Origin of the sequence: Pseudoalteromonas piratica, assembly GCF_000788395.1 — a bacterium.
GTDB classification, from domain to species: domain Bacteria; phylum Pseudomonadota; class Gammaproteobacteria; order Enterobacterales; family Alteromonadaceae; genus Pseudoalteromonas; species Pseudoalteromonas piratica.
In genome coordinates, this window is the sequence record NZ_CP009889.1 from 731,476 (window position 1) to 754,641 (window position 23,166).

The following is a 23,166-nucleotide window of genomic DNA, read 5'->3' on the forward strand; positions in this document are numbered from 1 at the left end:
CGTCACGCTTAAATGAAAGAATCCGTTTATAGAAAATTAGAAACGCTTGTTGAGCGTTATGAAGAAGTTCAAGCATTACTGAGTGATCCTGATGTGATTTCAGATCAAGACCGTTTCAGAGCCTTGTCAAAAGAGTATTCTGAGCTTGAAGAAGTAACCAAAGCATTTAATGCATATCGTCAGGCTGAAGATGACGTAGTCACAGCAGAAGAAATGCTGAAAGATAACGACCCTGATATGCGTGAAATGGCGCAAGAAGAATATAAAGAAGCAAAAGCAAATATCGAAAAACTTGAAGATGAGCTTCAAGTATTAATGCTGCCAAAAGACCCACGTGACAATAACAATGTGTTTCTTGAAGTACGTGCTGGTACAGGTGGTGATGAAGCTGCGATCTTTGCCGGTGATTTATTCCGTATGTATAGCCGTTATGCTGAGACGCAAAAATGGAAAGTGGATATCGTTAGCACCAATGAAGGTGAACACGGCGGTTTTAAAGAAGTGATTGCCAATATTTCTGGTGACGGTGTTTACGGAAAACTTAAATTTGAATCAGGTGCGCACCGTGTTCAACGTGTACCTGAAACCGAGTCGCAAGGACGTGTGCATACGTCAGCGTGTACCGTGGCTGTTATGGCCGAAATTCCAGAAGCGGAAGCGATTGAAATCAATCCATCGGATCTGAAAATTGATACATTCCGTGCATCAGGTGCCGGTGGTCAGCACGTTAACAAAACCGATTCAGCGATTCGTATTACTCACTTGCCAACGGGTGTTGTTGTTGAGTGTCAGGATGAACGTTCTCAGCATAAGAATAAAGCGAAGGCACTTAGTGTTCTTGCGTCACGATTACAACAGGCAGAAGATGAAAAACGCATGGCTGCAGAAGCCAGTGAACGTCGAAATCTAGTCGGTAGTGGTGACCGCTCTGAACGTATTCGTACTTATAACTATCCGCAGGGACGTGTAACTGATCACCGTATTAACCTTACGCTTTATAAATTAAACGAAGTGGTTGAAGGTGATTTAGGTGCAATCGTTGACCCGTTAGTTCTTGAGCACCAAGCGGACATGCTTGCAGCAATGGGCGATGAGTAATTATTCGTTATCACAAGCACTTGCGTTTGGCGCAAGTGCTTTAACACCGAGCTCAGAGTCGCCGAAATTAGATGCCGAAGTGCTTTTATTGGCAACCATAAATCGATCACGTACTTACCTCTTTACATGGCCTGAAAAAGAGCTCTCGGATGAGCAGCAAGCTCGGTTTTTATCTTTCATTGAACAACGTAGTCAAGGCAAACCTGTCGCGCACATTACTCAGTATCGAGAATTTTGGAGTCTTAACTTCAAAGTGAGTCCTGCGACTTTAATTCCTCGTCCGGATACAGAAACCCTGGTTGAACTTGCTCTTGATAAAGCTATCAACAAACAAGGTAAACTGCTTGATTTAGGTACAGGCACGGGTGCCATCGCTTTATCACTTGCCAGTGAATTGCCTGATTGGCAAGTAACAGCGGTTGATTATCAATTGGATGCGGTGTTACTTGCTAACGAAAATAAATCTCAGCTAGGTATTACCAATGCGGAAATGTTACAAAGCGATTGGTTTAGTGCGTTAGCGGGTGAAAAGTTTGATTTAATTGTCTCTAACCCGCCTTATATTGACCCACAAGATCCACATTTACAGCAAGGTGATGTTAGGTTTGAACCATTGTCAGCTTTAATCGCTGAAAAAAAAGGCATGGCAGATCTAGAGTTTATAATCACCAAGAGTCGAGAATATTTAAATGAATCTGGCTGGTTATTACTAGAGCATGGTTATGATCAAGGTCAGTTAGTACGTGATTTTTTTGCAAAAATGGCATATAAAGTTATAACAACAGAGAAAGATTTAGGCGGCAATGACCGCGTAACTTTAGCACAATGGGCACCTGAGTAACTTTAAAAGGGTCCTTTGCTTGGACGTAAAAGGGGTATGGATAAATGGCAAGTGATTTTTTATTTTCGGATGAATCAGAGCAAACTCCTGAACAAGAAAATAATAGCGGTACTTGGAAAGTATTAATTGTAGATGATGAACCCGAAGTCCATGCAGTAACTAAGCTTGCACTTAGTGATTTTTCATTTCAAAACAAAAGATTAGAATTTATTAGTGCATTTTCCGGTAAAGAAGCTGAAAAACTAATCTTAGCACACCCAGACGCTGCAATCGTGCTACTCGACGTTGTCATGGAATCAGATGATGCGGGATTAAAAGTAGCGCAATTTATACGGGAAGATGCCAAAAATAATCACGTGCGAATCATTTTACGTACTGGGCAGCCCGGCCAAGCGCCTGAGAGACATGTTATTGTTAATTACGATATTAATGACTACAAATCGAAAACAGAATTAACAGCGCAAAAGTTGTTTACAGTGGTGATGTCGAGTCTACGTTCTTATCGTGATATTTTATCTATCGAACAATCCCGCCAAGGTCTTGAAAAAATTATTACGGCTTCACGGGATATTTTTTCAGCACATTCTATGGACACCTTTATTCACGGTGTGATGCAGCAACTAACCTCTATCTTAGGTTCAGTTGATGAAGCAATGTATGCAACGTCACTGGTTGCAAGTAATCCAAATGACAAAGAGCAAGAGCTGATAGTTTTCGCTGGCCAAGGTGATTTTGAGAAAAGCGAAGGCAAGCCCGTAAAACAGGTATTAACTGAAAAACAATTATTAGCCTGCCAAGAAGCATTAAACAATAAAAGCATTGTTTACGAAGAAGATTACCTGTTTGCATTTTGCTCGAGCCGATTTAATCACAGTTCAATGCTGTATGTGTCAGGTATTCCAAAAGTATTAACGCAAACACATAAAGACCTAATCGAAATATTTTCGCAAAATGTTCAAATAGCCTATGAGAATGTGCAACTGCAATCAGAAGTTGAAGATACTCAACGTGAAATTGTCTATCGTCTAAGTGAAGCTGTAGAACAACGCTCCTCCGAAACTGGTAACCATGTAAAACGTGTTTCATTAATTTGTTATGAACTTGCAAAAGGCTATGGATTAGCTGAAAAAGAATCTGAAATCTTACGCTATGCAGCACCTTTACACGATGTTGGCAAAGTGGGTATTCCAGACACAATTCTTCATAAGCCAAGTAAATTAGATGAGGAAGAATGGCGCGTAATGCAAACGCACGCGATAAAAGGGCACGATATTTTGTCGGGCTCTCGTCGTGATATTATTCAAGCTGGCGCCATTTTAGCACGCGACCATCACGAAAAATGGGATGGCACGGGTTACCCTCGAGGGCTAAAAGAAGAAGAAATCCATATCTATGGGCGTATTGTTGCACTCGCTGATGTGTATGATGCATTAAGACATAAACGCTGTTATAAAGATGCTTGGAGCTTACAACAGGTAGTCACAGAATTGGAAAATCAAAAAGGTAAGCACTTTGAACCAAAACTGGTCGACGTTTTGCTTAATAATATTGATAGCTTTGAACAAATACTTAAAAATTATCCAGAGTAGTAAAAATGGAATATATCGCTTTAAAACATAGTCATATGTTATTGGCACTGGTCAGTGTCGTACTGTTTTACACCCGTGCATTTGCTCGAATTAAACAACTAAAACTTGCAAAGAATAAACTACTTTTTATCGGTAGCCATAGTATAGACACGTTACTATTGATATCTGCTGTAGCGCTCGCCGTGATGCTCGGCTTAAGTCCTCACAATCAACCGTGGTTACTTGAAAAAATACTATTAGTGGTTGCTTATATTGTAGTTGGGATTTTGATGGCTCGACAAAAGAATATAAAAGGCCAAGTTTCTTTACTATTACTTGCAACAACCGTTATTTTTGCCATTTTTTATCTTGCAAGGTTTAAAACCCCCTTTCTTTTTTAAAGGCTGATTCTTCAGCCTTTTCTTTTTTGAATTAGTCTTAATCTAATCAGGTAATATAAAATAGCTTTTCAATTTATTGATACAAAGCAATTGTTTAATATCGATTCATTATCTATTGCTGTTTGAACATTGGTATTCAATGTAAAACACGATAAACTGGCATTAATTTTTAGTTACCATGAGACCGAAGGGTATTGATGTTTGATATCTCTGAGGAAGAATATACTTCTGCTATCGAAGCACCTGTTTTCACATGTTTAAATCACGAATCAACTTGGCTTAATCAAATTGACTTAATAGCATGTAAAGAGAAGCTGTCAGAACTGGTGATGATGGCGGTTAAAACGCAAAAGTCAGAAAATACCACAGAACAAAATTTAAATGCGCTGCTAGACAGTTTTTATAGTGAATGGGCATTTAGCGGTACCAGTCAAAAAGTGCCAATGAGTTTGCTTAATAGTGTGGCATATACGTTAAATTACCGAACAGGTAGCACGATTTCACTTGGCATGATCTTGACTTATGTAATGGAACAGCTTGGTTTTGATGTTGAAATGTTAGTGTTTGAAAATGACATTCAAGTGCTGCTCGAAATAAGCCAAGGTGAAGGATTCTTGATTGATCCCTGCTCAGGCTCACAACGTTGGTACATCAAGCCAGAAAACGATTCAGAAAATAGTTTAGATAATGCCTTTCAGCAACTATTTGAAGAAGATGTTGAGAAGTTATTTTTGGCACACCAAAAATGGGCATTTATAAGTGAAAAACGCTACGGAGAGGCCTTTAAATGTGTTGAAAAATTGATGCATTTAACCGACGGCGATCCTTATGAACTGCGTGACCGTGGTTACTTATTACAAAACTTAAATTGTGATGAATTAGCTAAAAAAGACTTTGAGAAATTTATTGAAGAATGCCCTGATGATCCATCCATTGAGCTTTTACAAAGCCAGATTGAAGAAATGGATAAACATTTGCGCACAATTCATTAATTAATAATAAAAATACAGGAAGCAAAATAATGGACTCTCACACGGTAATGTTCACTAACGACGCTGTCGTCATGGGCATGCTAGCCATTATTCTTGGGTTTGTTTTTTATACATCAAATCTAAAGAATGGTTTTTGGGCAAAGTTTTATAAATATGTACCAGCACTGTTAATGTGTTATTTCTTACCTTCATTGCTTAATACATTCGGCATTGTTGATGGGGAAGGCAATAAAGTTTACAGCGTTGCAAAGTACTATTTATTGCCTGCTTGCCTTGTTTTGCTGACGCTTAGTATCGATTTAAAAGCGGTCGCAGCGCTCGGTCCAAAAGCCATTATTATGTTTTTAACTGGTACCCTTGGGGTTGTTATTGGTGGACCAATTGCACTTTTAGTGGCGGCAACCTTTATGCCTGAATTGCTTGGTGTTAACGGGGCTGGCGAGTTATGGCGCGGTATGGCAGCTCTTGCCGGTAGCTGGATTGGTGGTGGCGCGAATATGGTTGCCATGAAAGAGATCTACCAAGCTAATGGTGATATTTTCACAATTATGGTCACTGTGGATATCGTCGTTGCCAATATTTGGATGGCAGGGTTGTTATATTTAGCGGCACGCCATAAAGAAATTGATAAGCATACTGGCGCAGATACCAGCTCTATCGATAAACTAATCGATACAGTCACTCATTTTGAAAAACAAAACTCACGTAAACCTGAACTTCGCGATTTAATGATTTTAGTTGCGTTTGGTTTTGGTGCTACTGGGTTTGCGCACTTAATTGCAGACATGGCTGTGCCTTTTTTCCAAGCAAATTATCCTGAACTAGAGAAGTTCTCCCTACATTCAAAACTGTTTTGGATTATTTTTGTTGTCACAACAATTGGTCTTAGCCTGTCATTTACTAAAGCCCGCCAATTTGAAGCAGCAGGTGCATCAAAAGTGGGAGGGGCATTTTTATATATTCTCGTTGCCACCATTGGCCTGCATATGGATATTGGTAAAATATTTGAAGCACCAAAATATGTCATCATTGGATTAATCTGGATGGCGATTCATGTGATTCTGTTATTTGTTGTCGCAAAATTAATTAAAGCACCTGTTTTTTATGTCGCAGTTGGCAGTAAAGCAAACATTGGTGGTGCAGCATCAGCACCGGTAGTTGCGTCAGCATTTCATCCGGCCCTAGCACCCGTAGGTGTGTTACTCGCAGTGTTAGGTTATGCTTTAGGTACTTATGCAGCATGGTTCTGTGGGCAAGTATTACAACTCGTCGGAAGTTAAATATTCAGTTAGGAATTTGAATGAATACACAAATTATTAAAGTAGGTAGCTGCGAAGTTGCCAACGACAAGCCATTCGTATTATTTGGCGGAATGAATGTACTAGAATCACGTGATTTAGCGATGCAAATTGCTGAACATTACGTGGAAGTCACGAATAAACTAAAGATTCCGTATGTATTTAAAGCATCATTCGATAAAGCAAATCGCTCTTCAATCAACTCTTACCGAGGCCCAGGCCTTGATGAAGGCTTAAAAATATTTGAAGAGATCAAAAAAACGTTTAATGTGCCAGTCATTACCGATGTTCATGAACCATTCCAAGCTGCACCTGTTGCTGAAGTGGTTGACGTTATTCAGCTACCAGCGTTCCTAGCACGTCAAACCGATTTAGTTGTTGCAATGGCAAAAACGGGTGCGGTAATTAATGTTAAAAAACCACAATTTTTAGCGCCGCATGAGATGCGTCACATCATTAAAAAAATCAATGAAGCGGGTAATCAACACGTTATTTTGTGTGAACGAGGTTCAAGCTTTGGTTATAACAACTTAGTTGTAGATATGCTTGGTATGGATGATATGAAGCATCAAGCTCCCGTTATTTTTGATGCTACACATGCTCTACAACGTCCAGGTGGGCGTGCAGATTCTGCAGATGGTCGTCGTGCACAAGCAGCAGAACTTGCTAGAAGTGGCATGGCACTCGGATTAGCGGGTCTGTTTATTGAAGCTCACCCAGATCCAAATTTTGCAAAGTGCGATGGTCCCTGTGCATTACCTCTAGCAAAACTGGAAGGTTATTTAAGTCAAATGAAAGCCGTTGATGAGCTCGTTAAAAGTTTTGCGCCATTAGATACATCAGCAAGCTAAAAACTTTTGTAAACACCAGCATTATGCTGGTGTTTTTGTATCTTTTAAAAAACTAAATCTAAAATACCCTGACAGATTTAACAACCCAGTCTCCAACCGGTAAATACTGCATTATTTGCATCTTTACTTAAAATTTTCACTGTCCCCGCTTTAGAACCGCTTGAACGTTAATTGCCTTTAAAGTAAAGTTGTAACCGTCTTATTTTTATATGGAAATTCTAAATGTTAAGATCTATCACCCTTTCTATTGTTGCACTTTCTTCTTTAACTCTGGCAGGTTGTGGCTCTACACCACCTATCCAAGCACAAGAAAAAACCATTGCTTACCAAGGGAAAACATACGTTTTTGGTGGACAATACGATACTAAACGAAATGAAGTGCAGCTTACGGTTAATGGCGACCCTGTTATGAAAGGACGCTTTCCTCCATACACACCAACACTTAACTTAAATACTGATTACCAAGATGTAAATGTATCGAGTTATTGTTATTTTAGCTCAGTATTAAATAATCAAGGCGGTGTTTTTGGTGCTGTTGCAGGCGCAATTCAATCATCACAGTCAAAATCTGGCGATAAATGTGAAGTTAAAATTGCAGGTGAAATTGTAGAAAACCTGTATTTCTAACAGAAAGAAAAACAAAGTGTAGCCAATGGCTACACTTTTTAAGATTTAATAATAACGTAACTCGTCCACTTTCCCCCAAAACACCCGATATGAAAACGCTGTGTACGCCAAAATTGTTGGTACCACGATTAGCGCCCCCCACAATAGAAAGTTAAGCGATTCAGGTGCAGCAACAGCCTGCCATATAGTAAGTTGACCCGGAACAATTTCAGGGAAAAAACTAAATGCTAAGCCGAAGAATGAAAGTGAAAATATAAGTAATGCGAAAAAGAATGGCAGGCTTGCACCAACCTTTGGCTGTTTAGCTAAACGCTTTAAAACAAACCAACATAAAATAAAGAAACTTGCACAAATTAAGGGAATTGGGATCAAAATTAATGCATAGGGGAGGGCAAACCATTTCTGATAAATATCTGGAGATAACAGTAAATTAACCAGTGACACTGTAAAAATACCAATAAAGGTGATAATTACGGTAGATTGACACACTGTAATTGCACGTTGTTGAAGTGTCCCCTCTGTTTTCATTACTAGCCAAGCGCTTCCGATAAAGGTGTATGCTGCACTCACCCCGATAGCACTTAATAGCGCAAAGCCATGGGCTTCTAATGTATTAGTAAACCCCATAACATACAAACCGAGCATATAACCTTGTGCTAATGACGCAAGTAATGAACCCGTTTTAAAAACGCTATCCCATCGACGTTTATGCGCGACAATCGCCTTGGCGCGAAAATCAAAAGCAACGCCTCGCATTATTAAGCCAATCAACATCAGGGTACAAGGTATATAAAGGGCTTGCAGTACAATGCTATGTGCAGTAGGAAATGCAATTAATAGTAAACCAATCGCTAGCACTAACCATGTTTCATTTGCATCCCAAAACGGGCCAATTGAGGCAATCATTGTATCAGCTGATTGCTCATCATTGAGCGGTAACAAAATGCCAACACCAAGATCATAACCATCTAATATCGCATACATTAAAGTTGCCAATCCCATCAGCGAAACAAATATGATAGCAAGGGTATGTTGATCAAACATATGCATTCTCTCCGTGTGTTAATGACGATTTAACTGGTTGCTGATTGGGTTCAAACTCTTCGATTTCTACTGCACGACGTGCCATTAAGAATACAGTATGAAGATAAGCTGCAAGTAAAATAACATAAACACTTAAGTACAAAATGAGGCTAAAGCCGACGTTGCCTGGCGCTATCTGAGTAGCAGCATCAGAAACCTTTAATACACCACTGACAAGGTAAGGCTGTCTGCCAATTTCAGTGACATACCAACCTGCGAGTGTTGCCAGCCAACCAGAGAAGGTGAGTAATACAAAACCACGCATTAGCCAAGGCGGTAATTTATTACGTCTTTTAAGTTGATAAAGACCAAACCAAGACGCAGCGATCATCAATAAACCAAGGCCAACCATAATTCGAAAACCAAAGAAAACGGGTTTGACTGGTGGGTGCTCACCAATAAATTCATTGAGCCCTTTTATTTCACCTTCCATTTCGTGGGTCAGTATTAAACTGGCTAGGTTCGGAATACCAATTTCGAAGTGGTTGGTGCGCTGCTCCTCATCTGGAATAGCGAACAAGAGTAAAGGTGCGCCTTTTTCTGTGTGCCAAACACCCTCCATTGCGGCAATTTTTTGTGGTTGATGCTCAAGCGTATTTAAGCCATGTAAATCACCGACAAACGCTTGAAGCGGCGCAAGCACAGCGGCAACGATCAGTGCAACTTTTAGCGTGAGCTTTGGTGCTTGTTTGTCATCACCTTTAAGTAAACGATAACAACTGATACCAATAATTAGAAAGCTTGCTGTTAGACCCGATGCAAGCAGCATATGGGCTAAACGGTATGGAAAACTTGGATTAAAGATAATGGCAAACCAATCTGTCGGGAAAGCAACACCATCACGCATTTCAAACCCAGTGGGTGTTTGCAACCACGAATTAAGACTTAAAATCCAAAATGCAGAAAGCGTGGTGCCGAGTGCGACGATTAAACAGGCAAGTGTATGCACTTTAGGTGGAACACGTTTAATACCAAATAACATAATCCCGAGAAAAGTCGCTTCTAAGAAAAACGCAGTGAGAACTTCATAGCCGAGTAAGGGACCTGCTATATTACCGACTTTTTCCATAAAGCCAGGCCAATTCGTACCAAATTGAAATGACATGGTAATGCCACTTACGACACCTAATGCAAAAGAAAGCGCAAAAATTTTTACCCAAAAACGATAAGCACGCATCCAGACGGGGTTACCCGTCATATCAAATCGGACTTTAAAGAACACTAAAAACCAACACAAGGCGATTGTAATGGTAGGAAATAAAATATGAAAACTAATGTTGGCAGCAAACTGTATGCGTGAAAGCATTAATGTATCCAACATAAAAACCCCCAAATATAAGGCTATACATGCTGTTTAAAAAGAAGCATTAAATAGCACGACATCAAAAAACGTAGATTTACGGTATAAAAAAAGCGGTATGGTTAATTACCATTACCGCTTTTTAAAACTTTATCTTTAAAATCCAGTACTTTAACGACTCCGGAGCCGAGCTTCATTAAAGTCGTTAACTTCTCTGGACTCATACTCTGTAACTCACTTGCCCACACTGTAATTGTTTCGAGTAGGTCATGGATCTCTGCCATTTTATCTTGCGCATAGGCTTCTTCCGCATTGGCAGGTTCATCAATAATAGAAGCGCGCAAGAGAGACAGGGTTGGGTCCATCTCTCTTTTTCTGCGCTCTTCGAAAACTCGGTTGGCTAACTGCCAAATATCGCCTGCAGGCGCATAGTAGTCTTTTCTGTCACCAGGTTTATGAATAACAGACACTAAGCGCCAGGATTGCAATTCTTTAATCGCCATACTGACATTACCACGAGAGATATTAAGTGTTTCGGAGAGATCAACAGCACTCAATGGTTGTTCACTCATCAAGAGTAGGCCCATGATCTGACCGATAGTACGATTAAATCCCCAACGACTGCCCATTTCGCCGCAGTGCATGACAAAACTTTCGATTTTTGGTGTTAGCAACATTCTAAACTTTCAATAATTTCTGAAACTTTAAATAATAGTAAACCTATGCTTGATATAGATCAATCTTTTCTTTTGCTTAAAACTTATAAATATTCGTGAGATCAATAAAAGAATAAAAAACTGTGATTACAATAACGTTTTAGCCAGCGAGTTAATCGAGAGTCACTGTTTTGTATGTAAATAAGAAAAGTGGCATATCAGTGTGGTAGTTTATTTCAGTGATTAAATTGTCATGCTTCATAAAATACTTAGAACAATGATTTTTATACGCTAGCAGCCAAATAAATAACGCCTTACCCTGTTACTTCATTTATAAAAATGATTAACCTCAGCGGCCAACAGTCTTAACAGTAAGTTAAAAAATCGTAAAATAGAGTTTAATTATTTCTCTTAATGCTTCTATACTGTTATTGATAATAAATGTACAAAAAAACAAATGCTTAATAAATTTAACTCTCTCATTGTCGCTGTCTGTTATGGAATTAAACTATCGTTTTTTTTCGCTAGCTTCACCGTTTATGCCAACTACACAATTGGTGTGATTGGCAAAACCAAAAATGACAGCTTTTACATCCAGTCATTTAAAGGGTGTCAAAAACTAGCCGAAACAACACCTGATTTAACGTGTATTTATGATGGTGCTGAGGATTTTCAAGATATTCGAGGGCAGTCGTTAAAAGTTAATCGGTTAATAGATGAGGGAGTAAGTGCATTATTAATTTCAATTACAGACTCGGAATTTTTGACAAATAGTGCGTTAAAAAGAGCGTATGAGAAGAATATTCCGGTTGTCACCTTTGATTCAGATTTATTACCACAACACCATGATTATCGCCTAGCATATGTTGGCACCAATAATTTTGATTTTGGCGTAGCGCTTGGTAATTATGTTAAAAATAATATTACGCATAAAAATACAATTTGTATGCAGTCTGGTCACCCTTCAACACCTAATTTGAACGAGCGAATAAAGGGGGTGCGATTTGCACTGAGTGGTCAAAGCCTGCACCGATTAAAGGGGCAACAAGGGTGGTATGAACATGAGTTGTGTCCGTTATACAGTCTAGGAAAGCGCGGCCTTGCTTTAAGTCAAATGATTGGCAAGATTAAAATGCAGCCGTCTCCCATCTTTGTTGCGGTTGCTGGATTTGCCCAGTTTAATCCGCGTTATATTGACCAAATGGCATTGTTCAAAAATAAAATAAAGAGTGATAAAGCGGTGATTGTTTCTGCTGATACTGAATCCTTGCAGTTAAAAGCACTCAAAAAAGGCCTTTCAACCGTTAATATCGGTCAAAAGCCTTTTGAAATGGGCCAAAAGGGGGCACAGTACCTTTACCAATATTTGCAAAATAAAGAGAAACCTAAACAAGAGTTTACTTATTTAGGTTTTCACTATTGCAATAAAGAGAACGCAGAAAGCTGTACTGTTAATTATTGATATCACGTCTTTATTTTCTAAAGCATAGGAATGATAGAACAGATTAATAATCCGGCCATCAGCCAGTTAAACAGCTTTACTTTTATTGGTGATTCAATAAACCGTTTCATTTGTTTTCCCATTACTAACCAACAGCAGATGGATGGAAAATTGACGAGTATAAAAATTGCAGTAACAGTGAGCACGGCGCTTAATGTTTGATCGCTAGCATAAATAGCGTTAACACTTATTGCCATTGTCCATGCTTTAGGATTGACCCATTGAAACAAACAAGCTTGTTTAAAAGTAAACGGTTGGGCGGAGCACGAGCCTTGGTCACTAATATGATTATTTGCGATTTTGTATGCTAGGTAAGTCAGGTAGATAACACTTAACCATTTTAAAATTTCATAACTCATTGGCAGCAATACAAATAGCTTGCCAACCCCTATACCCACAAGCAAAACCATAATACCAAAGCCAAATGTGACTCCAAATAAATGATTGAGCGAGCGCCTTAATCCAAAATTTAGCCCTGAACTAAGCAACATTAAATTGTTCGGCCCTGGTGTAATTGATGAGACAAAGCAAAATGTAATAAGAGCCATTAGTAGTTCTATATTCATAAATCTATTCTCCAGTTAATAGATCAAAAGAATAATTTACATTTTGCACAATTTGTCGTCTTATATTGTTTATTTAAATTTTTATGTGCAATTAAAATTGGTATGGACAGATATAACGAACAAATATTGTTTGAATTGTCACGTGACAGCAATATCTCAAATATTGAGCTTGCTGAGCGTATTGGGTTATCACCGTCAGCGTGTTTGAGACGTGTGCAAGAATTAGAGCGTAAAAAAATAATAACTGGCTATAAAGCGCATATTGATACCGAACAACTGGGCATTGGATTTAAGGCATTTGTAACAGTAGGTTTGTCAGAACACACTAACGCAGCCCAAATGAAATTTGAACAAGCAATTACATTGTCAAAAGAAGTACTTGAATGCCACAACGTAACTGGTGCGTTTGAGTATATCTTGCGAGTAGAAACAGTGGATTTAAAAAGCTATAAGCAATTTCATACTAACGTTCTGGGTAATATTGAAAAAGTGGCAACAATCACAACGCATGTTGTGATGGCATCGGTTAAGGATTCTTAACTAATACATTATAAGTCTTTGTGTATATCAATTTGTTATGAATCTGACGCGGTACTTACATAAATCTGTAATAACTAAGTCATTGTTAATATTAATTGTTAATAATGTGTAAAAAAATATTGTAAATGTACCTAAATTGGTTATTTTGTGATCGGAGGTCACTCCTCCGATCACAAAATAATATTTAGGAACACACAGTATGAAAATAATTAAAATAATAGCTTATGCGGTGATGTTGTACGCAAGCAATAGCTTATTTGCTAATCAAGGTCTCGCCTTTATTCACGGCACAGGGAATCAAACCGACGCTTACAATGATTATTGGACAGGCGAATTTGTTAACTCAGTTAAACAAGGTTTATCCAACACAAACAATATTACTGTCATTAATTGTGACTTTGATAAATATATGTGGGATACCCGTGCATCGGGCTGTTTAGCAGAACAATTAACCACTTTCATTAACAATAAAAATATTACCCAGCTTACACTCATTACGCATTCAAATGGTGGCAATGTTGTGCGCTGGATTTTGTCAAACCCAACTTGGGATAGCCGTTTTGTAAAAATAATTAATACGGTAACCAAAACCATTGCACTTGCTCCTTCATCAGGCGGAACACCGCTTGCCGATGCGGTCACTACTGGCAATACGTTTGAAACAACACTCGGTTGGATCTTAGGCTATAGCAGTGATGCGGTTAAGCAACAACAAGTTGGCTGGATGGCTCACTATAACCAAAATTGGTTAAATGGCACACCTAATAGACCTGCTTTGAGCTCACAATTTGAGGTAGTTGTAGGCAGTGATGTTGACTCCGCAATTTGGGATGGGGACAGTTACTGTGGCGGTTATCAGTACCAAGTCGCACTCGAAGTGACGCAAAACTGGCTGGACAATTGTTCTGATGGTTTTCTTGAGTGCAGTTCACAATCATTGGCTGGTAGTGTTTGGTTTACAGATAAAAGCCGTACGCGTGGCAGTGAGCCTTTAAGTCATCACCAAAGTCGTCGTAAATGTTTCAATCTTGATGGCCTTCTTCGTAATCGCATTTAAGGAAGTAAAATAATGAAAAATATAACCTTATTAACCTTTGTTTGCGGTTTGACCTTTGCTGCAAATACATTTGCTAATGACATTGTTTTCCAATTTAAGCAAATCCAACCAGAGATTAAAAAACAGCTAGAACAATCTGTTTCGAGTAATGAATATTGGTTAACTGTAACGGGTAAAGAGTTACAAAATGGAATCGACTTACCACTTTCTGCAAGTAACAGTTTTGTACGTGTTGCACCAAAATTGATAGAAAAAAACGCAACGCAAACATATATCGAACCATTGAATGTTAATGCGCTCACACTGCTACCTAAAGATGGCGTGATGACAAAAGGAACCTTCGCAGAACAAGTGTTTGCGCAAAAAGAAATGAATGATGCAGGGTTTTCTGACGGCAGTGTTGCTTTAAAAGTTAAGTCTAATAAAGCGCTCCAAACACTTTTGTTACAGACAAAACAATACTTGCCTGACGATGCGCGTTATTTAGTACATGTAAAAGAAAAGGACAGTCATGCAATTTTGAATGTAAATGCCCCGAATGAGCTATCAAATGAGACGAATGGATTTGAATTAACATCACTGGCTTTTACAGATCAAAACATTAAAGTCACGGGCATTTCAGCAAGGTTGAAAAGCCCAATGCAACGCATAATAGATGTTGGCATAACGAATAATCTGATCTCATTTAATGAACAATTAGCTTATGTTGGTGCTATTAATGGATTGTATGAAATAGAGCTGCAAGTAGAAGGGACCCTTGCCAATTCACCGGTTAAGCGTTCTATTAAAATTCCATTTGTTAATGTTAAACAGACAGCAAAAATAGACGCTAATTATTCGTTTACTGAACTGGCAAATACAATTAATGCATCAGTACCGCTAACGATTAATGAGCCTGGTAAATTTAGCATTCAAGCTACTTTACAAGGCAGCAATGATGGTAAGCACTTTAATGCGATTGCTACAGTAGAAATGGCAAAAATGTTCAACAGTGACGGTAATTTTAACATCCCGTTTAATGTGCAGAGCCGCTACCGGGAATATAGGCTTACCAATGTAGTGCTGAAAGATCACTCACGATTACTTGTTTTAAACACACCAAAAGCACTTTAACTCACCCAATAAATACGCCAATCTCTTTGGCGTATTTTCTTTTTAAAAAATCAACTGATTAATATTACGTTATACTTAATTCAACACTCGAGTTTTAAGGGCAATTCTATGGTGTTAACAGTAAAGCAAAAAATTACATTTGGCTTTGCATCCGTTGGTATCCTGCTTGCTGCAGTTTGCCTGTTTTTCTATTTTTCCCTCACCAATATTGAGCGCGCTTATTTAAATATAAAACAGGAAGCATTGCCCGTTCAGCGAAGTGCAGATGATATCCAATCAATTATCTTAAACTATTCAAAAAACGCCAATGCAATTTATGGCGCATCAAAAATTGCATTAATCGAAAAACTCTCAAATCAAAACGACCAGCTCAAACAAAGCTTGCTATCAAAACTCAGTATAAATCACACAAATAATGCCATTAACTTAGGCACGTTAAACGAGCAAAGTCTATTATTGATTACTGCATCCGAAAACCTCATCAAGAGTAAAAAAACATTAATTGCTGCAAAAAACGAGAATAAAGATTTAATTATGAAGCAGCTAGCGCTAATCAAAGACTCTGCAGACTTACTGTATGATTTAGAATCTATTTCTGGCTTGAACGGACGATTATTAGAGGAGGTGATGGGAACTGTGGTTCGTATCGACGACATGCTATTTAATCTTATCGACTTAACGAATAATTTAAAGCAAACCCTAGACCGAGAAACCCAAGAAAAGCACCAAAATGATACACGATTTTTACTAGCGAATATTAAAGATAACTTTAACTTTCTTTTACAACAATTAAGTACAGTAAATAGTGGTGATTTTAAACAAGCATTCGAAAATAATCTCATTGCTTTCAACGCAAATCTCGATACACCAGGAACCTTATATCTCCAGCAAAAAACGCAGTCGGAAAAAGAGATACAGATTGAAGACAACTTTCACAAAATAGAGTCGCTGTCTGATTCTATTGCAGATTCAATAATGCAAATAAAACAAAGCGCAGGCGATATTGTAAATAGATACCAGCAAATTGCAGACAATAAAATTGCAGATAACAAACTGTTGTTAATCATCATTGCTGTGGTGTTCTTGTTAGTCGCATTTGTTATTGCAACTCTGACCATAAAAGCCATTATTACGCCTTTAAGTCATGTTAATAACACGCTAACACGAGTTGCTAATGGTGATTTCTCTAGGGATGCCAAAAAAATAAATGAAGACGAATTTGGTGAACTCAGTGACAAACTTAACCGTGTTATTCACAATTTAAAAGAGTTAATCAATGATATTTTCGCGCAAGTGGTGATTTTAGAAGAGCGCTTAGAAAATTCCCTAAATAGAAGCAGCACAGTATCATCTAACGCACAAAAGCAAATTGCACGTGCAAAGCACACAACAACACTTGCTGAAGATGTACATCACAGTGCAGATATGGTGAACAAGCAAACCAAACAAAGCAATAATGATATTCTTGACGCCAGTAAGCAAAGTGACGCCGTACTCAGTCTTGCTACCCAAAACAGAGAGCAAATTCAATTACTGGCAGCAAATTTAAATACCTCCGTTAAACTGATGGACGAACTATCAATCCAATCAAGCAACATAGGCAGTATTCTCGATACAATTGTGGCGATTTCTGAGCAAACAAATTTATTGGCGTTAAACGCAGCAATTGAAGCGGCAAGAGCAGGGGAGCAAGGACGAGGGTTTGCTGTTGTTGCCGATGAAGTAAGGCTGCTCGCATCCCGCACTCAAGCGTCCACGAAAGAAATTGCGCAAATGATAACGCGTTTACAAAATGGCACAACCGAAGCACAAAATACCATTAATCAAGGGCAAGAATCAGCGCTAAAATGTACAGAACGAAGCGCTACGCTAACCGCAGCAGTAGACAGCATAGAGCAAAGCTTATCTCGTCTTGCTGATCAAAGTAATCAAATTGATAGCTCTAGCGCCACGCAAATTTCAATGGCACAAGATATTGTTGAGCGTTTACAAGATGTGGAAAAAAGTGCTGAGCATAATAGTAATGAAGTGTCAGCACTCAGTGAAAATATTAGTCAAATTAATGAGCTTGGTCATAAAGTTAGCGAAGCACTCAATCGCTTTAAGCTTTAATTCCTTTTTTATTACAAGTAGGGTTTTAAAAGTTGATGAACATTCACTTTGGCATTAAGCCGTTTGGCTAAAAGGTATAGTCCCGCTATTTTGCGATGAATAAATAATGCATCTACGGGGGGCGTGTGCCACTGGTCCTTTTGCTTGTTGATGCTCATACTTTCGTTTCGCAAACTCGCTGCAATGGTGCAGGTTGCAAAATCATACTCTTGATCTAACCGAAGTGGCTCAGACGCAATACGAAACACATTCAAAATTTTTGTTAAGTATTCACCATCAATTTCAGCTTTGAAAAAACCAATACTACGAGCTGCCTGTTCAATCTGTGTTTTATCTTGCAAATACAACGCTTTGAAAAGAGATAGATAACCAGAAGCAATGTTATCGGATATTTCGCGTGTAGCGCCGAAATCAAGTAAACCAATTTTGTGCGTTTCAACATGGTAAAGATAATTAGCGAAATTCGGGTCAGTTTGCATAAGTTGCAAGTCAAATAATTCAGTAAAAAAGAGGGTAAATAACGCCGTTGCTATTTTATCTCGTCTTGCTTGAGATAAAGTGGCAGCTTCTTCTATCGGCATACCCTCGATAAAACTCATAACGAGAATATTATCATTGCTAAGTGAATGTACTTTTGGAAGCGTAAACTGATTTTGATTGAGTTGATTTTCAAACCTACAAATAAATTGTGCTTCTTTCTCGTAATTAGCCTCGTTAATAAGTTGCTCGGCAGTTTCATTAAGTAAGGTGTCTAAATCAACTTGTTTTGGTATCAGGCCAGAGAGTTTTAATATTCGGCCTAGGTTATCAACATCGCTTTTTATGGCACCTTTAACGCCTGGGTATTGAAGTTTAACAGCCAGTTTTTTTGCGCAATCATCATGGGCAATATGGACCTGACCAATGGAGGCACACGCAAACGGTTTAAGGTTAAAATAAGCAAAGTTATCGACCCAATTTTCTCCCCATTCATCCGTTAGTACTTTTACCAGTTGCTTATGTGGCATTGCATTGGCGTTATCACGTAATTTGGCGAGAATTGAACTTAATTCTGGCGGCAGAAGCTCTCCCGCATCCATAGACAGTAACTGACCTAACTTCATGGCTGCACCACGCATAGAGGCAAGCTCGTTAGTCAGTTTTTGCAGGTTGTTTGGTGTGAGTAATAAGTCCGATAAAACAGGTTTCTTTCCTTTTACAAACTCTTTAGTGCCATGAAAAGCCACATTGGTAGCAACTTTTGCAAATAAGCCTCCCAGTTTACTTGCTCTGCCAAAACGTGAGCTGGGCACTTTTACTTCTTTTTTTTCCATACTGTCTCCACAAGTAATGCAATGACCAATACGTTATGCATATCGTAATGGTTTAAATTAAACGATAGCGACGCAATAAAGATTATTTGCTAAAAAGAACTGAAAAAGAGCCTGTTTTGAGGGGAAAGAATAGAAACATTACAAACTCTGTGCTTTAAAAGTACATGAGTGGTAGAGCTATTCATTCCCCTTAAAAAGCGATAATTACAGATGCTTTTTCAAAAACTCGGTAATTGCCGTTAATGTTTGAATACGGTGCTTTTCATAATTTAAATAATGATTACCATCTTCTAACTCGATGTATTCAACTTGCTTGTCATAATCATTTAACTCATCAAACATGTCACGACTATGAGCCACTGGAACAACTTTATCATCAGTGCCATGAATTAATAAAATTGGTCGGTTAATGACTTTTGCGAAATTGACAGGAGATTGCGATGCTAATTTATCATCGTCAGTGCCAAATTGGGCTTTGATTATCTCTTTATTATCGAAATAACGTGCTTTTGACACAATCATTTCAAGGTCAGTAACGGGGGCGAAGCTGGCCGCGCATTTAAACGTTTCAGGGTGTTTAATTAATGCCATTAATGAGGCATAACCGCCATAACTTGCACCAACCATACAGATGCGATCTTTATCTGCATAGCCCTTTGAGATCATCCATTTTGCTGCATCTTCTAAGTCGTTTTGCATCTCATCTCCCCAACCTTGTAAGGCAGACATTTCAAAATCATACCCATAGCCTGATGACCCTCTAAAGTTTGGCTGTAATACTGCATATCCTTGGTTAGCAAATAACTGACTCCAATAATCAAAACCAGCATAATCACGAGCCATGGGGCCGCCATGTGGCAAAATAATGGTAGGTAAGTTTTGTGTATTTTCGCTATTTGGCAGGGTTAAATAGCCCTCAATGTTTAAACCATCACGGGCTGGGTAAACGATGTTAGTTTTCTGAGCGATAACCTGCTCGGTAATATCTGGGTATCTCTGGGAAAAGATGGATATGTTATTGGCTGCTCTATCACCAAAATAATAGGTGCCTGGATCCATTGTAGAGCGTTTGTAAGCAAGGTATTTCGTTCCATCATCGCTGAAATCAAATACCGTGATTTTATCCTCAGGAAAAGCTGAGTTTAGGGCTTTTTGTAAGTTGGCTCTATCCGTGTCCCAATATTGGCGGCCATTATCTAAGTTTGAGTGTGTAAAGCCAATCACTTCGCCTGTCACATTGGAGTAAAGTAAACTGCCGTCAAAATCATAGTCAGGATCTGAAAACACAAGTTCATGCTTAAGAATATCTTTTGAAATATCCGTTTTATAAAGTGCATCCTTGCCATCTAATAGAGCAGTGAAGTAAATGATATTTGGGTTTTTATCAAATCCAATAATAGACACTCTATCTCGGCTAAATACTTCAAATTTAAATAGCTCTTTTTGCTTATGGCTATTTTTAACAAAGAGCTTATAAGTGACAGTGGTATCATCTACTGCAAAGCCAATTCTAACGTTACCTTGGCGGTCGGTTATCCAGTCTTTGACATTGTCTTTACTGCGCATTAATCGTTTACGTTTTCTAGTATTCACATTTACTTTATAAACGCTAGGACGATTAGGGGTATCAAATGCAGCTGCAACCAAAATATGCTCGTCGTCTTCCGGTAAAAAGTTGATCACATTATCTTGGAACTGGGGATCTAATGTTTCGCGCCCTCGCTTTGGACTGATCAGTCGAACCGGCTTTTGCGTTTTACTTTTTAAATCAAACTTGTAAAGTCGTGTGCTGGTGTATTTAAGAGAGCCTTCTCTACTGGTATAGCTCAAGCCTAGTAGCAAAACATCGTTGTTTGCCCATTCAACCCAATTTAGAATGGTATTTAAATTATCACTTTTGATAACGGGCAAATCTTTTTGTGCAGTGTTATCGAATACTCGTAAAACCAAGGTACCGGCATAATTTTGTAAATAGGCAATTTTATTGCCATCGGGTGATAAGTTTACGTTTTGTACTTGTGGTAATGACGCAAATGACTTTATCGGCAGTGGTTCTGCCTTTATGTTAAGGACAAATAGGAATAGTAAAACAGCAAGCAAACGATTTAGCATGCTACCTCCTTGTATATGCTAATTAAATTTGTGGCTGATTTTAATGGATATTTTTTAAAATTAAAACTGATATCGTAACTGTGCAGAGTAGTTTCTTGGTTCGCCAATAAAGTATCTATGATTACCAAATGCATAATCAGCACGTTCGGCATAGCGTGAATCAAAGAGATTCAAAATAGCCAATGAAAGCGAAATGGCATCGTTTATTTCCCAATAAGTACGTAAATTACTCACGGTATGGCCTGCATATTGCTGAGTATTTTGCGCATCTAGGTAATACCCATCTAAATGGCGTATTTCGAGCTGTGTGTTCACGCTATTCGATACTTGCCAATCGAAGTGCATGTTTGCCATTAACCGAGGTGAGGTATCAATTTCATTGCCTTTTATAGTCGCACCGTTTTGTGGGTTATTTTCATAGGTATGCTTGGCATAACTGGTATTTAATCGCGCTTTTAAAAGCGGGTGTATCTGCCAATTGAGGTCTAGTTCAATACCCCGGTGGCGTGTTTCTAAACCATTTAAATAATGTCTATCAGCATCTTGGTAAATAGCATTTTGCTTTTCTAGGTGGTAGATATTAACTTCTGCAAAAAGATCACCATTCATGTAACGCATGCCTATTTCAAGTTGATTGGCATCTACACTGTTAATATCGATGTTTTGCTGATTGTTTTGTAAACGGTATAACTCAGCCGTGTGGGGGGCTCTAAAGCTATCATCCGCTTTGGTAAAAATAATTAGGTTGTCGTCAATGGCGTAAGAATAGCCCAGACTAAAACTGAAATCGTTAAAGGTAGTACGTTGATCATCAGGTCGTGTATAACGGCAACCGCCAAAGCCACACGCGGTGCCATCCTCTTTTAAATTACCGCTTGCCATGTGGTTTGTGTACTTGTATTGCGTAACATCATAGCGCACGGCGACAAATGCATTTTGATTATCAGCCAATGTCATATCAAGCTGGCTAAACACGGCATAGTTTTGGCCAAAGACACTGTAATCGTAATGCTTGCCCTGTGGTAAAACCGCGCGCAGAAAAGCAGAGTTAGACTCTGTTTCAGCGGTCTGATATTGCAATAAACTACCTTTTGTTAAGTCAATATCACTGCCAATTTTTAAGCTGAGACGATCGTTTATATTACTAAGGCGTTTAATTTGTACACCAAGGCTTTTTTGATCATTCTCTTCAACCGGGGTACCCGGTAAAAAGTGCATTAAAAATTCCATTTGGTTGTATCTAAGATAGGGCGTAATTTCCCATCGAGTATCCTCTAATTCAAGCATATTATTCATACTGTAGCGTAGCGATATGCTGTCACGATAAGCATCTGGAAACGCATTAATTTTGAGTAGGGACTTATCCTTATATGCGTGTTCCCCTTGTTGTAAGTAACCGGCAGTGTCCTGAGCCAAGTTAGTAATTGTAAAGTGATGCATTGATTGCCACCTACCAAGGTTATGTTTAGCACCTACTGATAGTTTTTGTTGTTGATAACCCGAACTTTCTTGAAAACCCCCATCGGAAGTAATGGTGGCAGCGGCACCAAAAGACACATCATGATAGTCTTGGCTAATGCTGCCATTTAAGCGATAGAAGTCGTCACTGCCGATATCTAAACTCGCGCTTGTAGGTTTATCATAAAGGGTATTGGTGAGGTTGATAATGCCGTGAATTGCATTCGAGCCATAGCGGGCAGAGTTGTTACCTTTAACCACTTCAATGTTGTCACTTGCTTCAAAATGGCTATCGAATAATTGGTTCACATTACAAAAGCCAGGCGCGCGAAGACTAATGTTATTTTCTAGTGTTAAAAATTCCGCGCATGATCCTGCCCCTGTTAAAACCGGAGAGCGAACGGATAAAAGCGATTCTTGTCCATTGCCGCGGCTTAACCATACACCCGACGCAAGGCTAAGCAGTTGATTTAAATGCTCTGCATTAACTGATTCAATAGCGTCTTTTGCGATAACGCTAGTGTTACCTATGAGTTTTAAATGGGATTGCTCAGCGCGATTGGCAGTTGTTACTATGGTTTCAATCTCTGAAAGGCTATTGCCTGAGGTAGTGGCATTTGCATTGAAATGTAAAGCGATAACGCTCATTAAAACTGATTTTGTAAACACTTTTCGCACG

General features: G+C 38.7%; 20 protein-coding genes. 13 read left to right on the forward strand and 7 right to left on the reverse strand.

Annotation, left to right across the window (positions count from 1 at the left end):
• Window positions 1–12: 12 nt before the first annotated feature.
• The 8 genes from prfA to OM33_RS18015 all read left to right on the forward strand — a co-directional run bounded on the left by prfA (window position 13) and on the right by OM33_RS18015 (window position 7,676).
• Window positions 13–1,098, forward strand: a complete 1,086-nt coding sequence (gene prfA, locus OM33_RS17980) for a peptide chain release factor 1 (RefSeq protein ID WP_040135641.1) — start codon at window positions 13–15, stop codon at window positions 1,096–1,098.
• Window positions 1,091–1,939, forward strand: coding sequence for a peptide chain release factor N(5)-glutamine methyltransferase (prmC, locus tag OM33_RS17985; RefSeq protein ID WP_040135643.1), 849 nt, complete (start codon window positions 1,091–1,093; stop codon window positions 1,937–1,939). The genes prfA and prmC overlap by 8 nt, the downstream gene beginning before the upstream one ends.
• A gap of 44 nt (window positions 1,940–1,983) precedes the next feature.
• Entirely contained in the window at window positions 1,984–3,528 is a 1,545-nt protein-coding gene (locus OM33_RS17990; RefSeq protein WP_040135645.1) for a DUF3369 domain-containing protein, read from the forward strand.
• 5 nt (window positions 3,529–3,533) lie between these two features.
• Complete coding sequence (locus OM33_RS17995; protein WP_040135647.1) at window positions 3,534–3,908, forward strand: SirB2 family protein; 375 nt, start codon at window positions 3,534–3,536, stop codon at window positions 3,906–3,908.
• Window positions 3,909–4,105: 197 nt separating this feature from the next.
• A complete protein-coding gene (locus OM33_RS18000; protein WP_040135649.1) occupies window positions 4,106–4,900 on the forward strand; it encodes a tetratricopeptide repeat protein in 795 nt (264 codons plus the stop codon).
• 29 nt (window positions 4,901–4,929) lie between these two features.
• Complete coding sequence (locus OM33_RS18005) at window positions 4,930–6,180, forward strand: DUF819 family protein (RefSeq protein ID WP_040135651.1); 1,251 nt, start codon at window positions 4,930–4,932, stop codon at window positions 6,178–6,180.
• Window positions 6,181–6,200: 20 nt separating this feature from the next.
• Entirely contained in the window at window positions 6,201–7,049 is an 849-nt protein-coding gene (gene kdsA / locus OM33_RS18010; RefSeq protein ID WP_040135653.1) for a 3-deoxy-8-phosphooctulonate synthase, read from the forward strand.
• Between the two features lie 222 nt (window positions 7,050–7,271).
• Window positions 7,272–7,676 carry a hypothetical protein gene (locus OM33_RS18015; protein ID WP_040135655.1) on the forward strand — a complete coding sequence of 135 codons (405 nt, stop codon included), beginning with the start codon at window positions 7,272–7,274 and terminating at the stop codon, window positions 7,674–7,676.
• A 45-nt stretch (window positions 7,677–7,721) separates the two neighbouring features.
• Here the strand turns inward: OM33_RS18015 and cydB are convergent, their stop codons facing one another.
• The 3 genes from cydB to OM33_RS18030 form a co-directional block, all read right to left on the reverse strand.
• Complete coding sequence (cydB, locus tag OM33_RS18020) at window positions 7,722–8,720, reverse strand: cytochrome d ubiquinol oxidase subunit II (RefSeq protein WP_040135657.1); 999 nt, start codon at window positions 8,718–8,720, stop codon at window positions 7,722–7,724.
• Window positions 8,713–10,080 carry a cytochrome ubiquinol oxidase subunit I gene (locus tag OM33_RS18025; RefSeq protein ID WP_040135659.1) on the reverse strand — a complete coding sequence of 456 codons (1,368 nt, stop codon included), beginning with the start codon at window positions 10,078–10,080 and terminating at the stop codon, window positions 8,713–8,715. The genes cydB and OM33_RS18025 overlap by 8 nt, the downstream gene beginning before the upstream one ends.
• 101 nt (window positions 10,081–10,181) lie before the next feature.
• The gene (locus OM33_RS18030; protein ID WP_040135660.1) at window positions 10,182–10,736 is read right to left on the reverse strand and encodes a GbsR/MarR family transcriptional regulator; all 555 of its coding nucleotides are present in this window, start codon (window positions 10,734–10,736) and stop codon (window positions 10,182–10,184) included.
• Between the two features lie 436 nt (window positions 10,737–11,172).
• On the opposite strand from OM33_RS18030, the gene OM33_RS18035 reads away from it, so the two are divergent.
• Window positions 11,173–12,177, forward strand: a complete 1,005-nt coding sequence (locus OM33_RS18035) for a substrate-binding domain-containing protein (protein WP_040135662.1) — start codon at window positions 11,173–11,175, stop codon at window positions 12,175–12,177.
• 17 nt (window positions 12,178–12,194) lie between these two features.
• Here OM33_RS18035 and OM33_RS18040 read toward each other — a convergent pair whose 3' ends face one another.
• Window positions 12,195–12,782 (reverse strand): LysE family translocator, encoded by a 588-nt coding sequence (locus OM33_RS18040; RefSeq protein ID WP_040135663.1) that lies wholly within the window; start codon window positions 12,780–12,782, stop codon window positions 12,195–12,197.
• Window positions 12,783–12,884: 102 nt separating this feature from the next.
• On the opposite strand from OM33_RS18040, the gene OM33_RS18045 reads away from it, so the two are divergent.
• From OM33_RS18045 to OM33_RS18060, 4 genes are all read left to right on the forward strand, one after another.
• Window positions 12,885–13,322 carry an Lrp/AsnC family transcriptional regulator gene (locus OM33_RS18045; RefSeq protein WP_040135665.1) on the forward strand — a complete coding sequence of 146 codons (438 nt, stop codon included), beginning with the start codon at window positions 12,885–12,887 and terminating at the stop codon, window positions 13,320–13,322.
• A gap of 199 nt (window positions 13,323–13,521) precedes the next feature.
• A complete protein-coding gene (locus tag OM33_RS18050; RefSeq protein ID WP_040135667.1) occupies window positions 13,522–14,379 on the forward strand; it encodes a hypothetical protein in 858 nt (285 codons plus the stop codon).
• 12 nt (window positions 14,380–14,391) lie between these two features.
• Entirely contained in the window at window positions 14,392–15,492 is a 1,101-nt protein-coding gene (locus OM33_RS18055) for a DUF4785 domain-containing protein (protein ID WP_040135669.1), read from the forward strand.
• 108 nt (window positions 15,493–15,600) lie between these two features.
• The gene (locus OM33_RS18060; RefSeq protein ID WP_040135671.1) at window positions 15,601–17,604 is read left to right on the forward strand and encodes a methyl-accepting chemotaxis protein; all 2,004 of its coding nucleotides are present in this window, start codon (window positions 15,601–15,603) and stop codon (window positions 17,602–17,604) included.
• A gap of 11 nt (window positions 17,605–17,615) precedes the next feature.
• Here OM33_RS18060 and OM33_RS18065 read toward each other — a convergent pair whose 3' ends face one another.
• The 3 genes from OM33_RS18065 to OM33_RS18075 all read right to left on the reverse strand — a co-directional run bounded on the left by OM33_RS18065 (window position 17,616) and on the right by OM33_RS18075 (window position 23,135).
• Window positions 17,616–18,917 (reverse strand): ABC1 kinase family protein, encoded by a 1,302-nt coding sequence (locus tag OM33_RS18065; protein WP_040135673.1) that lies wholly within the window; start codon window positions 18,915–18,917, stop codon window positions 17,616–17,618.
• Between the two features lie 204 nt (window positions 18,918–19,121).
• Window positions 19,122–21,029 carry an alpha/beta hydrolase family protein gene (locus OM33_RS18070; protein WP_040135675.1) on the reverse strand — a complete coding sequence of 636 codons (1,908 nt, stop codon included), beginning with the start codon at window positions 21,027–21,029 and terminating at the stop codon, window positions 19,122–19,124.
• Window positions 21,030–21,089: 60 nt separating this feature from the next.
• Window positions 21,090–23,135, reverse strand: a complete 2,046-nt coding sequence (locus OM33_RS18075) for a TonB-dependent receptor (RefSeq protein WP_234402781.1) — start codon at window positions 23,133–23,135, stop codon at window positions 21,090–21,092.
• Between the last annotated feature and the right edge of the window lie 31 nt (window positions 23,136–23,166).